The sequence below is a fragment of the Streptococcus rupicaprae genome (assembly GCF_040545225.1).
GTDB classification, from domain to species: Bacteria; Bacillota; Bacilli; order Lactobacillales; family Streptococcaceae; genus Streptococcus; species Streptococcus rupicaprae.
In genome coordinates, this window is record NZ_JBEPLO010000004.1 from 74,571 (window position 1) to 88,127 (window position 13,557).

The window sequence follows — 13,557 nt, forward strand, 5'->3', positions numbered from 1 at the left end:
TAGTTAATTTTATAGTGTAACCTATTCATAGCATGATTCCTAGATATCTCATTATAGATTCTGTAATTTCACCATTTTTCTATAAAAAATGCCTCTTGTAAAAAAGGGATGAAGTTCATAAAATAGAAAAAAAGCAAGTTAGGAGACTACTTAGATGGACTTAAATTTAAAAGCAAATCCATTTTTTCTATCTGAGTCAGATATTGATTGGGTAAAAGACACCTTGTCTAAAATGAGCATTGAGGAAAAAATAGGTCAATTGTTTTGCCCAATTGGGTACTCAAATGAAGAAAGCTATTTAAGACCTATTGTGGAAAATTATAAAATTGGTGGTATGATGTTCCGAAGTGGACAGTATGATGATATTGTTCAAGCGCATAAACGATTACAACAATATAGTGAGATTCCATTATTACTTGCTGCTAATCTTGAGTTTGGAGGCACAGGTATTGTCGAAGAAGGCACACATTTTGGAAGACAGATGCAAGTCGCTGCAACTGGTGATCCTCAAAAAGCCTACCAACTTGGGCGAATTTCAGCTATTGAAGGAGGAGCAGTGGGGGTTAACTGGGCTTTTGCACCAGTAGTTGATATAGACTATAATTATTATAATCCGATTACCAACGTACGGACGTATGGTAGTGATCCTCAAACAGTTTTAGACTTTGCTCGCCAATACTGTAAGGGAGTTCAAGAAAATGGTATGGCTGCTTCTATTAAGCATTTTCCAGGAGATGGTACGGATGATCGTGATCAGCATTTATTAGTTGGTGTTAACCGTTTTTCAGTGGAAGAATGGGATAGCACTTATGGTCGGATATATAAAGAATTAATTGATGAGGGTGTGCTAACCGTTATGGCTGGGCATATTGCCTTGCCTGCCTATCAGGAAAAATTAAATCCTGCCTTGAAAAACGGTCAAAAGTTACCTGCAAGCCTCTCCCCAGAACTCATAACAGGTCTTCTTCGTAATCAGTTAGGGTTTAACGGTTTGATCGTCACGGATGCGACACCAATGGTTGGGTTTACGTCTGCTATGCCCCGTGAAAAAGCAGTTCCAGCCGCCATTGCCGCAGGTTGTGATATGTTCTTGTTCAATCAGAGTCTTGAGGAAGATTATCATTATATGTTGAGAGGGTTTCAGGAAGGCATTTTAACGGAAGAGCGGCTTAATGAAGCTGTAACACGTATTTTGGCCACAAAAGCAGCCTTAGGGCTTCCAGCTAAGAAAAAGTCGGGTAGGCTTGTCGAGGCAAACGTTGAACAGCTACGGACACCAGAATTTTTGCAACTTGCAAAGGAAAATGTTACTCAGGCGATTACTTTAGTCAAAGACACACAAAACCTTCTTCCAATTTCAGTGACCAAACATAAACGCGTTTTACTCCAAATTTTAGGGCCATATGAGGAGAGTAATCAAACAGTTTTGGATGAGATTAAAAAGCGTCTTGAGGAGGAAGGATTCCAGATTACGGTCTACCAACCTGAGACGATGGAAACATTTATGTCAGGCCAGATGGATACTGCTCTAACGATTCAAAAAAAATATGATTTAGTACTGTATTTTGCAAATGTCGAAAACCGTTCCAATGCCACAACAGCTAGATTAAATTGGCATACTTTTTTTGGTGGAGGGAACAATCTTCCATGGTTTGTTAATGAAGTGCCAACCGTATTTGTTAGCCTAGCCAATCCGTATCATTTGCTAGATGTTCCTATGGTAAAAACCTATATTAATGCTTATGATAATTCTATTTATACGATAGAATGTGTCATAGAAAAGTTGATGGGAAGAAGTCCCTTTAAAGGTCAAAGCCCTATTGATCCATTTTGTGGACGAGAGGAATTACGGTATTAGATTGACAAATGCAGGTGAAATATAGATAATAAGTGGGAGAAACCTTCTCTCACTTATTTTCAAATTTTGAGCGGAAAGGAAATGTATGCTGATGAATAAAAAAGATTTACACAATCTTTTAATGGCGGAGACATGGGCAGAAAAAGAACAGAAACGTACAGGAGAAAACATCGTTGATCTGGAACTCATTGAGCAGATTGATCCGGAAATGATTAAGGTGTTTGCTCAAGCTAAAACGTACGATATGCCAGAAGAGATCTTCTTTAAACGTGGGAATGTCTTCATTAGTAAACATAATCGCTATGCTCCGATGCCTGATCACAAGCATGCTTTTTTGGAAATAAATTATATGTATCAAGGATCGTGTCGGCAAGAGATAGACGGAGAAAGCCTTGTTTTGCAAAAAGGTGATTTTATCATGTTAGACCGTGAGAGTCACCATGCGATTGATGCTCTGGGAGAAGGAGATATTTTAATTAATCTTTTGTTAAGATTTGATTGGATTAGCACCGCTATTTTGCAAAAAATGACAGATTCTGTTTCAATCCTTTCCAAATTTTTAGCGCAAGCAGGCCAAGCGAATCAAAAGCATTTAGTTTTTAAGGGAAATGAAAGACTTGATGACTTGATGCAACTGATTTTGACGGAGTATTATAATGAACAACAAATTTCCTTACATATTCTAGAGATGTATCTTCCGCTACTTTTTACTGAATTATCAAGAAGTCAACACCAAATATTGCAAGAACAACCTCAAGAAGATGAAATTTCCAAAAGCCTTCAGTTAATTGAGAAATACTATCGAACGATTACCTTGTCATGGTTGGCTAATGAGGTAGGATATAACAGCAATTATCTTAGTAATATGATAAAGAAACGAACAGGTCTGAATTTTAAAACATTAGTTCAAACCCAACGAATGCAACATGCTTATCAGCTCGTTCGTCATACGAATTATACGATTGAAGAAATTTGTGAACAGATTGGCCTTCAAGACCCGTCCTATTTTTATCAGAGTTTTAAAAAACTTTATGGAACAACACCGGCTAAGATCCGAAAACAACACTAATCTATCAACCTCAAAACATGTTAACCTACAATGGGCTAACATGTTTTTTTAGAGAATGCCAGTTATAAACGTCACCTGTATTTTGACCAGTTTCTCCTGTAAGAACCACATTGAAAACGTTACCTTTTTCTTTATAATAAAGGTAATAATAAGAGATTCTTAAGGAGGCTATTTTATGTCTAAAGATACTAATCGGATGCCTGGCAGTGAAAAAATTACCTATGGCTTTGGAAACTTGGCCGCAAATTTAATGGTGACCACAGCGAGTACATTCATAACCTTTTTCTATACAGATGTTGTTGGTATTTCAGTTGCTGCAGCGGGCGTAGTTCTAGGTTTAGCTAGAATTTTTGATGGGATATCAGATTTGTTGATGGGGTCTATTGTCGATAAAACGAAATCAAAATACGGTAAAGCAAGACCGTGGCTATTATGGATGGCTATTCCCTACGCCTTGTCGCTCATTTTTCTCTTTTCTTCTCCAAGTTTCTTGGACGCTAATGGGAAAATTATTTGGGCGGCTGTATCCTATATTATCGCCATGGCAGGTGTTTATACAGCGACGATGGTTCCTTATAATGCGATGATGGGAACAACCTCAACAACTCAGGAAGATCGTTCACAATTAGCTAACTCAAGAACGTTATTTGGTTTTGTAGGAGCATTTGTCCTGCAATCAACAACGCTAAAAATAGTCAATTTCTTTGGTGAAACAACCGATACTGCTTCATGGACAAAAATGGCTGCTATTTATGGTTTGATTTCAGCGATCTTGCTACTGATCACCTTTAAAAATTCTAAAGAACGCGTTTCTGTCAACGAAGCTTCTCAATACCATCAAAAAATATCGGCAAAACAAAGTTTATCGAGTTTACTACAGAACAAATATTGGTTCATGGTAATCGGGGTCCTTTTGATTGGGTTTATTTCATCAGGTCTTGGTGGTGTTCTCATCTATTACGCGCAATGGGTTCTAGGGGATATTCAACTAGTAGCTGTTTTAGGGATGATGAGTTTTGCGCCGATTGCTGTTGGGGCAATGTTAATGCCATTAGTTATTACCCGTTTTAGTAAAAAAACACTGTGTATTGCAGGTAGCGTCCTATCGCTATTTGGCCTCGGTCTTATTGCCATTGCACCTGATAACTATACGATGGTGTTGATTGGTACAGTTATTAAAGGCCTTGGTTTAGCTCCAGTAGCTGTTGCAGGCTATGCAATGCTTGGTGATACTGCGGATTATGGTGAATATAAGACAGGTATTCGAAGCGATGGGATGATTTTTGCGGCTGGAACATTCGGTGAGAAAGTTGGCTCTGGTTTAGGAGCAGTCGTCTTAAGTATTGTGATGAGTATGGGTGGCTATGTGGCACAAGCTACTAGCCAAACGGATTCAGCTATTTTTTCTCTTAAAGCTGCCTTTATTTATATTCCTATGATCTTCTCAGCACTTTGTATTTTGATTTTAACATTTTACAATTTAGATAAAGAATACCCCCTCATCAAGGCTGAATTGGAGAACCGTAAAACACTCCGTCAAATAGCTGAGGCTGGTGAAAGAGAAATAGAATAAATGAAGCAAAGAGTGCCAAGCCGCATAGCAGATAACTCTGTTAACGCTTGGTTCTCTCTTTGAATAGATACAGTGTCACTAATCTGGGATTTTTGGAAGTGAGGAAGTGTGTATGATTACTGATTTAAAAATAAACGATATTCCCAAACCGTTGGGGTTTCGGATAAAAGACTATGTCAAGGTATCTTGGCAAGTCGACGACACGTTGCTTAGTGGGTCCAAACAAATAGCTGGTCAGGTGTTGCTGGCTAGAGACTCGGATATGACATCAATCGTTTTTGATACTGGCAAAGACGAGAGGATTAAGGATAATAATTACTATCTCCATTTCGAATTTGCGGCTAGGACACGTTACTATGTTCAAGTCAGGATTTGGACAGAATACAATGAGGAAGTTCTATCAGAGGTGTCTTGGTTTGAAACAGCAAAGCAAGATGAGGCTTGGAGTGCGAATTGGATTACCTCTGGAAAAGAAGAACCAGTTCAGTTTATCAAGGATTTCCAAGTCAATAAGCCCATCTCCTGTGCCCGATTATATATTCTTGGTCTAGGTGTTTATGAGGCTTATCTAAATGGTAAGAAGATTGGTGAGGAATATTTGTCACCTGGTTTTCATGCGTATGATTTATGGCTTCAGTATCAGACCTATGAAACTTTTCCTGTCTTGGGGCGAAATCGTCTGCAAGTTTACCTAGGAGATGGATGGTACAAGGGGCGTATAGGATTTGATGGGGGCTATCAAAATCTCTATGGAGATCAGAGGCAGCTCCTTGCAGAACTTATAATAACTTATAAAGATGGAACGGAAGAAATCATTGCAACAGATTTATCATGGGAAACCTCTCTTTCTCCTGTATCGTTTTCAGGCATTTATGATGGAGAAATTTTTAATGCGAATCTCATTGATGTTCAAGAAACGTTTCCAGTAGCATTAGCTAAAGACTTGACGGAACGCCTGTATGATCGTTTGTCGCTTCCGATAACTGCTCATGAGAGATTCAAACCACAATTGATTCGGACACCAGCAGGAGAGACCGTTCTTGATTTTGGCCAGAATTTGTCGGGTTGGATTGAATTTAAGCAAGCCCTACCTCTTGGAACTGAGGTTAGCTATGAGGTCGGTGAATTGTTACAGGCAGGCAACTTTTACCGTGAAAACTTAAGAACTGCTGAAGCAAAATTTACCTATATAAGTGATGGACAGGAACGCACAGTTAGGCCACATTTTACATTTTATGGGTTTCGCTATGCGAAATTAACAGGATTTCCTGAAAGCCTTGATCCCGAAGATTTTGAAGCAGTTGCCCTTTATAGTCAATTGGAGGAGACGGGAGATATTGAAACTGATAACCAGGCTGTTAATCAATTGATTTCAAACATAAAATGGGGGCAAAAAGGCAACTTTTTAGATGTTCCAACAGATTGTCCTCAAAGAGATGAGCGCTTGGGCTGGACCGGGGATGCACAGATATTTGCGCGAACGGCTAGTTACTTGATGTACACACCAGCATTTTATCAGAAGTTTCTAGAGGATCTTCGTCGCGAGCAAGGAGAATTAGATGGTTCAGTGCCCTTTATGGTTCCGATGCTAAAACCGGAGAGTCAAGACGGATTTGTTATGGGAAATGGAGCAGCAGTGTGGTCTGATGCGGCAACAGTTATCCCGTGGGTTCTTTATGAACAATACGGTGATATTAAACGCTTAGAAGACCATTACCCGATTATGAAGGATTGGGTAGACTATATCCAACGTCAAGATATACAAACGGGATCAAAACGGCTATGGACGACTAATTTTCAATTTGGTGATTGGCTTTCCCTTGATGGTAAGGATCCTAATTCTCCAATGGGGGGCACGGATACCGTCCTTGTAGCATCAGTCTTCTACTATTATTCAACGAGTTTATTAGTCAAAGCAGCTCAAGCACTTGGGATTAAAGAGGATATTAGGCATTATCAAAAACTATCGGATGACATTAAGCGTGCTATTCAGGAGGAATTTTTTACGAAGCGTGGACGTTTGGCCATTAGTACTCAAACCGCTCATGTTTTGGTTTTATATTTTGATTTGGTCCCTGAAGAAGCGCTCTCAAGGACCATTGAGGGACTGAAAAAGTTATTGCTGGAGTCTGCTGTTCATTTAAAGACAGGCTTTACAGGGACACCGTACATGTGCGAAGCGCTCTCGAAATATGGACTGACAGAATATGCTTATACCCTTTTGTTGAATGATGATTACCCAAGTTGGTTATATGCGGTTAAATTAGGAGCAACAACGGTGTGGGAAAGATGGAACTCTGTTCTTGAAGATGGTACCATCTCTGGGACTGGTATGAATTCTCTCAATCATTATGCTTATGGTTCTATTGCTGAGTGGATTTACCGAGTAGCAGCAGGCATTCAGTCAGATCCAGAGAGAGTTGGGTTTAAACATTTTTATTTAAAACCCCAACCATCGTGGCAGTTAAAACACATTAAAGCACGTTACCAATCAATCAATGGCTTAATAGTCAGTGAGAGCAATCTATTAGCAGATGGTCAATTAGAGTTTAAGTTTAGGGTGCCCTTTAACACAACTGCAACCATTGTCTTACCTCATGCCCCGGAAGAGCTACTATATCAATACCCAGAAGCAAGAAAAGAAGGGAATCAGATGTTATTAACTGTGCCGGCAGGAGAGTATGCGTTTCATTACCAACCCACAATTGCCTATAAGCCAACTTATAGTGTGAAACAACCTTTTGAAAGTTTAGCTGTTCCTATTGCTACAAGCCAGATCATATATAAGCATATCCCTTTTTTGAAGAAAAACGACATGGTTCTTTCCTTTCTAGATTTACCATTAGAACAGTTTGATCGGGCCCCAATTATTAACCGAATGGTTAATCAGGACGTTATTGAGTCGATCCAAAATGAATTGGAGCAATTAAATCAATCATAAGGTTTGGGCAGTGAGCGAAAATAATCTAGGCATCTCCCTGAATGGAGACACAAAGGCACTCCTCTTGAATCTGGTAACCCCAGAATCGAGGAGTGTTTTACGATACCCCAAAAAGGTTGAATCGGTTATACTAAGGTAGCCAGAAAAGCCAAAGTGTCCTGCACCGAAATCTAGAAAAGGAGGTGCTGTTAGCACCAGAACTTGCATCGCCTTGGGACAGCCCCTTTTAAGAAACGAGTCATAACCTCTCACAATAGCCACCTCTTTTTGACAGACCGGCTAGATTACGAGAATTTTCCACAAGCTACAACTCTTGAGGTACAGATGACTGCTTGAAAATGAAAAAGAGACTTGACTTATAGTGAACTATAAGTGGTAAACTACAATTATAAAGAAAAAGGAGGATAGAAGATGGTAAAACAACTAGCACCAATCGTACTTGGGACATGGTCATGGGGAACTGGCGGTTTTGCCGGTGGGAATGTGGTTTTTGGCCATCATCTTGACACAGCAGATTTGAAGGAAGCATTTGCTGTCGCCATGGAAAATGGCCTCAATACATTTGACACTGCTTTTGCATATGCCAATGGCGAATCCGAGCGGATTTTAGGGGAGTTAGTTGGTTAATATGACCGATCGGCACTCATTTTGTCTGATAAATTTACACCAGGTATGCGAGACGATAGCAAAGAAAATCCTGTCGAAGATATGCTAGAAGGCTCCCTCAACCGTTTGGGAACAGATTACATCGATATCTATTGGATCCATAATGCATCAGATGTTGAGCGGTGGACGCCATTCTTAGCCGGCTTGGTTACCTCAGGACGGGTGAAACGCATTGGGGTGTCCAACCACAGTCTTGAGCAAGTCAAGCGTGTCCAGGAAATCTTAAAGCCAACTGGCGTCCAAATTTCAGCAGTCCAAAATCATTTTAGCCTGCTGTATCGTAACGCGATGGAAGATGGCTTGCTGGATTACTGCAAGGAAAATGACATTCAATGTTTCTCTTATATGGTGTTGGAACAAGGTGCCCTGTCTGGGAAATACAATAGCCAGAACTTAATGCCAGCTGATTCAAACCGAGGTAGAACCTATAATCCATTGTTCCCTGCTTTAGCTGATTTGCTGGCTGAGTTGCAACGCTTGGCGACTAACTATCAGGTAACCCCAGCTCAAATCGCGACAGCTTGGGCTATCGGACGTGGGACGACACCCATCTTAGGTGTGACAAAGGTTGAGCAAGTCTTAGATGCTGCCAAGGCTAGTCAAGTGACTCTCAGTGCAGATGAAATGGTCAAATTGGAAGACTTAGCATTACAAGCTGGGGTAAATACGCGTGGCGGCTGGGAAGGTCAGGCTTAAAGAGACAGTCCCGTAGCTATTTCTAAAAGAGACGGTTAGCCATTTGTAAGAACGAATTGACCAAAATGCCACCAGTTGACTAAAAATCTTGTATACTAGAATAAGATGCATTCATCAAGCGGAAGAAGGGAATCCATTATGGCCAAAAATAAAATCTATACGATTACAGAAGTGTCTCAACGATATGATATCAAACCCAATACAATCCGCTATTATGAGCGAATTGGTCTATTGCCTAGCCTTCCTCGTCAAGCGAATGGCAACCGCTATTTCACAGATGAATTGAATAAATGGTTAGAGATGGTCATTTGCCTGCGGCACTCAGGTGTCCCAATAGATGTTTTGATGGACTATTGCCAACTCCTGATGCAGGGGGATAAAACGGTTGGAGCTCGTGAAGCCTTGCTGAAAAAGCAATTAGCAGTCCTTGTCAAAAAACAAAAAAATCTTCAACGCTCCATTGACCGTTTGACTCATAAAATCAACCTTTATGAGTCAGGAGAGATTTTAAATAAGGCCACCTATTATGAAGAGTACGGGATTATTTTTGATGAAACTGGGAGTTGGAAGGAGCGTTTAGATGACTTTGAAAATTGATGCGTTTGCCCATGTGTTATTGCCAGAGTTTTTCGACAAAATGCGGGCCTTGGATAGTGACTTGGTGAAAAAAATGCCCTTTATCCAAAATCCTGTTTTGACTGATATGGCAAAACGCCGTGAAACCATGCCAGATCAAACAAGGCAGATTATCAGCTATATCAATGCTAATCCAGAGGATTATGTGGATGGCAAAGAAGCAGCGAAACTGGTGCAACTGGCTAATGAGGAATTACTGGCTACTGTTCAGAATCACTCAGACCTGTTTGCTGGTGGTGTGGCTATGGTGGCAATGAATCATATCACGGATGCGGTGCGCGTGGTGGAAGAATTTGTTCCAGCCCACCCTGAGATCTTGGGAATTCAGCTCTTCACCCGGCATTTGGGCAAATCGATAGCGGATCAAGCTTTTAAGCCAGTCTTTGCCGCAGCAGCAAAGGTAGGGGTTCCTATTTGGCTCCATCCTGTCTTTGATCATCGAAAACCGGACAACAATATTATTTTTAGCTGGGAGTATGAATTGACCCAGGCGATGCTTGATATCGTCCAGGCTGGTTATTTTAGAGAGTTTCCAAACCTCAAGATTTTGGTTCATCATGGTGGAGCCATGGTTCCTTACTTTGCAGGGCGGATTGAGCACATTTTGCCAGAAGACCAGGCGGCTGATTTCAAGAAATTTTATGTGGATACAGCCCTGTTAGGCAATCGCAAAGCTTTGGAACTTTGTGTGGACTATTATGGCATTGACCATGTTTTCTTTGGGACAGATGCGCCGCTTGGCATTCTGCCAGCAGGTGCGACCGAGGTTATCGCGGAGGCTATTGACGCATTGCCTCTCACTGCTGAAGAAAAAGAACAGATTTTGGCAGGTAATGCGATGCGATTGTATCACTTAGGAGAAGAAAAATGACAGAAATTTTTAGACTCTTTCGTCTTGGCTTAAACTTAGAGTATGAGGAGGCCTATCGCCAAATCGGCCATACAAACTTTCAGCAGTCGCTAGTGCTAGAGCCAGGAACTTTAGCTATGTACGGTAACCATCTCCCTGGAGATTTCAGCCAGCAGATTGTTGTCGAGCGCTACGCTAGTGAAGCAGCTTATCAGGAGCATATTCAATCGCCACATTTTAAGGCCTTCGCAGATTTGGCTCAAAAAGCGTTGATCAGCCGTGAGGTCGTCACCTTGACACCCAAGCTGCTCCTTCAAAAACCAAGTCCCCTACAAGTTTTTGGTGATGTAGACTTGTCTATCCGGTTAGCCACACTGACGGTTAGCGATAGCCAAGCTTTTTCAGAAATTGTTTTACCTGAGATGCAGGCAAGTATGGAGCAGGAAGCTGGTGTTTTGGTCATGTACGCTGGTACAGATAGAAACAATCCGGATAGTTGGTATTTCTTTGAGGTGTATCAAGATGAAACTGCTTATGAGCAACACAGAGAAACGCCACATTTTAAAGACTATATTGACCGTAGCGCAAAACTGGTCCTAGATAAACAGTTGCAAACGTTGCATGGCGACATGCTAGTCAACCGTGGTTAAATGATTTTAGAAAGAAGAGATGACTTATGGCAAAATATGAAGAGTTGCAGTATAGTCCCTTATTTGCATTAGGGGAAGAAAATCCTTATGGCGCCAGTTTTATCGGCCAATCTTATCTAGCTATGTTGGCACAAGCACCAGACGGCAAAACCAGTGTTGGGAATGTAACCTTTGAACCAGGTTGCCGTAATAACTGGCATGTGCATTTGGATGGGTACCAAATCCTCCTTGTTACCGGAGGTGAAGGCCTTTATCAGGAAGCTGGAAAACCTGTTCGACATCTCAAAGCAGGTGATGTCGTAGTAACAGATAAAGGGGTGAAGCACTGGCATGGGGCAACCGAAGATTCTTGGTTTAGCCATATAGCAATTACTGCTGGTGCCAGTGAATTTTATGGACCAGTGACGGATGAAGACTATCAAGCAGCGCATAAGGAGGAAAAATAAGATGGCAATCAAACAAACAGCAGGACGTGATCAATTAGGAGAATTTGCACCAACGTTTGCAGAAATCAATGACGATGTGCTTTTTGGACAGGTATGGGCGCGTGAAGAAGAGCTTTCCCCCAAACTTCGCTCCATCGTCACTGTTTCAGCTCTTATTACAGGTGGGAATTGGGAGCAGCTCAAATACCACCTAAACACCGCTAAAAAGAACGGGGTGACGAAAGCAGAAATTTCAGAAATCATCACTCACATTGCCTTTTATGTCGGGTGGCCAAAAGCTTGGTCAGCCTTTGGTTTAGCGAAGGACGTTTGGGGAGAATGAGTAAAAGAAACCACTCTCAAATCAGGAGCTAATAAAAAGAAAAAATATTTTGCTATGGTGACACATAAAAAGGTAGAATTAACAGAACTTTTTTACGATTTGGTCTATGTCTACGGTTTTAGTCAGACTACCTCACTGATTCACCATATTCACCACGGTGTCGTTCCAACCCTGTCTTTTGTTGCTTTTGCGATTGGAATGCTCATTATGCTAAACTCTTGGATGGTACAGACGGTGTTTACCAATCGGTTTGGGTGAAATTCTTTGACCAATATTGCCATGATGTTTGGCCAGATGCTTTTCTTGCTGGTTGCTTTAACGTCTATTGATGGTAATCGTGACGCTGATCATTTTTTGTATTTTTATGGACCTTTTGCAGGAATCTCCTTTCTCCTCTTGGTGAAGTATCTATTAGAGTATGCTCGGACAGAAAACCCAGCAGACAAACTCTTTATCAGGCGTTTCTTTTCCATTCTAGGCGCTAGAACGTCAGGACTCTTGCTGGCTCTATTTCTTCCTTATCAAACAAATAGGGTTAATAGTCGCTGCTACAAGTGTTCTCATAACGTGGTTACTCCCGGGCTTTTTGGTCAAAAGGAAGGCCATGTCCCCTGATTTAAAGCCCATGAATTTTCCGCATCTAGTGGAGCGACTTTCTCTACTGGTTATTATTACCTTTGGAGAGATGATTATTGGGGTTGCTGATTATTTTCGTCCAGATAGACTGAGTGTTTTGTCTGTTTTGATATTTTTGATCGTAGTGAGTCTCTTTATGACCTATATTGTTGAAATAGACCATTTGATTGATCCGTATACATCCAATCCCAACGAAAACCACTTGATCTACTGGCATTATCCCATCATTTTTGGACTAAGTTTTGTCACCGTAGCAATCGGGTTTTTAGGAAATGCAGAAGCACACAATGGCTTTGCAGTAGCCCTCTTTTACCTAGGTGTTTTCTTGATTTTATCAGGTATTTACCAATTCAAATCCATGAATAAACCGACCCATCGGTTTACTAAAAGTCTGGTTTATAGTTGTCTGACAGCTTGGCTGGCTGGTTTGGGATTGAGTTGTCTTTTCTTAGAGAACAGCCAGTTTTTACTGTTCATCGCTGCCATCATGTCTTGTTATCTAGCAGTGACTGCGGTGCGGTTTAATATGAAACATTTATCTAAGAGTTGATACGAACTCTCTTGTCGGTACGGAGGCTTTTAACAGACTATTAGCTCAGTTTGCTTTTCGTCAAGGGCGGAGGTCGTTATTGATGAAAAGCAAGCGAAGGAGATAGGTTTTATGCCATTCTAAGCAAAATCCTTGCCAAGTTAGTCGTCTTATGATAAACTTATTCTTGTTTCTGATACATGTTCAGGGAGGTCCTATGGATACTAAATTTTCAGTGGCTATTCATATCTTAACTATGATTGCCGAGAGCAAAGAAGTCTTGAGTTCACAAGCTCTAGCCACTAGTGTAGGAACGAATGCCAGTTATATTCGCAAGATTATCGCCTTGCTGAAAAATAAAGGTCTACTCATATCCCATCAAGGAAAGAGTGGCTATGAGTTGACAATAACACCAGCAGACATTAGTCTTTTAGATATTTATTTTGCGACACAAGAAGTGTCTCAGATAAAACTCTTCCAAGTGCATCAACATGCCAATTTGGAGTGTCCGGTCGGAAAGCATATTGAAGCGGCAATTAACCCTGTTTTTCATCAGGCAGAACGTCAGTTGGAAAAAGAGCTTGCCAGTCAAAGTCTTGCAGCGGTCATCTCCAATCTCTATGCTCAAGCAGGATTAACCAAGTAACGCTTGGTTAATGTTTTACCACTGGATGTATTTGTACTA

10 protein-coding genes and 2 pseudogenes are annotated in these 13,557 nt (G+C 41.0%); all 12 read left to right on the forward strand.

The window, feature by feature from the left end; genetic code table 11:
• The first annotated feature begins 154 nt into the window (after positions 1 to 154).
• Positions 155 to 1,858, forward strand: a complete 1,704-nt coding sequence (locus ABID29_RS02740; protein WP_354364229.1) for a glycoside hydrolase family 3 protein — start codon at positions 155 to 157, stop codon at positions 1,856 to 1,858.
• 91 nt (positions 1,859 to 1,949) lie between these two features.
• Positions 1,950 to 2,927, forward strand: a complete 978-nt coding sequence (locus ABID29_RS02745; protein WP_354364230.1) for an AraC family transcriptional regulator — start codon at positions 1,950 to 1,952, stop codon at positions 2,925 to 2,927.
• A gap of 175 nt (positions 2,928 to 3,102) precedes the next feature.
• On the forward strand, positions 3,103 to 4,500 hold the full coding sequence (locus tag ABID29_RS02750) for an MFS transporter (RefSeq protein WP_354364231.1): 1,398 nt from the start codon (positions 3,103 to 3,105) through the stop codon (positions 4,498 to 4,500).
• A gap of 112 nt (positions 4,501 to 4,612) precedes the next feature.
• A complete protein-coding gene (locus ABID29_RS02755) occupies positions 4,613 to 7,441 on the forward strand; it encodes an alpha-L-rhamnosidase (RefSeq protein WP_354364233.1) in 2,829 nt (942 codons plus the stop codon).
• A gap of 411 nt (positions 7,442 to 7,852) precedes the next feature.
• A pseudogene (locus ABID29_RS02760) lies at positions 7,853 to 8,803 on the forward strand (aldo/keto reductase).
• 138 nt (positions 8,804 to 8,941) lie between these two features.
• Entirely contained in the window at positions 8,942 to 9,400 is a 459-nt protein-coding gene (locus tag ABID29_RS02765) for a MerR family transcriptional regulator (RefSeq protein ID WP_354364234.1), read from the forward strand.
• The gene (locus tag ABID29_RS02770) at positions 9,384 to 10,310 is read left to right on the forward strand and encodes an amidohydrolase family protein (protein ID WP_354364236.1); all 927 of its coding nucleotides are present in this window, start codon (positions 9,384 to 9,386) and stop codon (positions 10,308 to 10,310) included. The genes ABID29_RS02765 and ABID29_RS02770 overlap by 17 nt, the downstream gene beginning before the upstream one ends.
• On the forward strand, positions 10,307 to 10,939 hold the full coding sequence (locus ABID29_RS02775) for a putative quinol monooxygenase (RefSeq protein WP_354364237.1): 633 nt from the start codon (positions 10,307 to 10,309) through the stop codon (positions 10,937 to 10,939). The genes ABID29_RS02770 and ABID29_RS02775 overlap by 4 nt, the downstream gene beginning before the upstream one ends.
• Positions 10,940 to 10,965: 26 nt before the next feature.
• A complete protein-coding gene (locus tag ABID29_RS02780; RefSeq protein WP_354364239.1) occupies positions 10,966 to 11,385 on the forward strand; it encodes a cupin domain-containing protein in 420 nt (139 codons plus the stop codon).
• A gap of 1 nt (position 11,386) precedes the next feature.
• Positions 11,387 to 11,707: a carboxymuconolactone decarboxylase family protein gene (locus ABID29_RS02785; RefSeq protein ID WP_156805519.1), complete on the forward strand. Its 321-nt coding sequence runs from the start codon at positions 11,387 to 11,389 to the stop codon at positions 11,705 to 11,707.
• Between the two features lie 54 nt (positions 11,708 to 11,761).
• Positions 11,762 to 12,893 (forward strand): annotated as a pseudogene (locus ABID29_RS12305) (low temperature requirement protein A).
• Positions 12,894 to 13,089: 196 nt separating this feature from the next.
• Positions 13,090 to 13,518, forward strand: coding sequence for an Rrf2 family transcriptional regulator (locus ABID29_RS02805; protein WP_354364244.1), 429 nt, complete (start codon positions 13,090 to 13,092; stop codon positions 13,516 to 13,518).
• Positions 13,519 to 13,557 lie beyond the last annotated feature (39 nt).

Excerpts from the sequence above, each read along its gene's own strand:
- ABID29_RS02740 (WP_354364229.1), top strand. The coding sequence starts at position 155 with ATGGACTTAAATTTAAAAGCAAATCCATTTTTTCTATCTGAGTCAGAT.
- ABID29_RS02745 (WP_354364230.1), top strand. The coding sequence starts at position 1,950 with ATGAATAAAAAAGATTTACACAATCTTTTAATGGCGGAGACATGGGCA.
- ABID29_RS02750 (WP_354364231.1), top strand. The coding sequence starts at position 3,103 with ATGTCTAAAGATACTAATCGGATGCCTGGCAGTGAAAAAATTACCTAT.
- ABID29_RS02755 (WP_354364233.1), top strand. The coding sequence starts at position 4,613 with ATGATTACTGATTTAAAAATAAACGATATTCCCAAACCGTTGGGGTTT.
- ABID29_RS02765 (WP_354364234.1), top strand. The coding sequence starts at position 8,942 with ATGGCCAAAAATAAAATCTATACGATTACAGAAGTGTCTCAACGATAT.
- ABID29_RS02770 (WP_354364236.1), top strand. The coding sequence starts at position 9,384 with ATGACTTTGAAAATTGATGCGTTTGCCCATGTGTTATTGCCAGAGTTT.
- ABID29_RS02775 (WP_354364237.1), top strand. The coding sequence starts at position 10,307 with ATGACAGAAATTTTTAGACTCTTTCGTCTTGGCTTAAACTTAGAGTAT.
- ABID29_RS02780 (WP_354364239.1), top strand. The coding sequence starts at position 10,966 with ATGGCAAAATATGAAGAGTTGCAGTATAGTCCCTTATTTGCATTAGGG.
- ABID29_RS02785 (WP_156805519.1), top strand. The coding sequence starts at position 11,387 with ATGGCAATCAAACAAACAGCAGGACGTGATCAATTAGGAGAATTTGCA.
- ABID29_RS02805 (WP_354364244.1), top strand. The coding sequence starts at position 13,090 with ATGGATACTAAATTTTCAGTGGCTATTCATATCTTAACTATGATTGCC.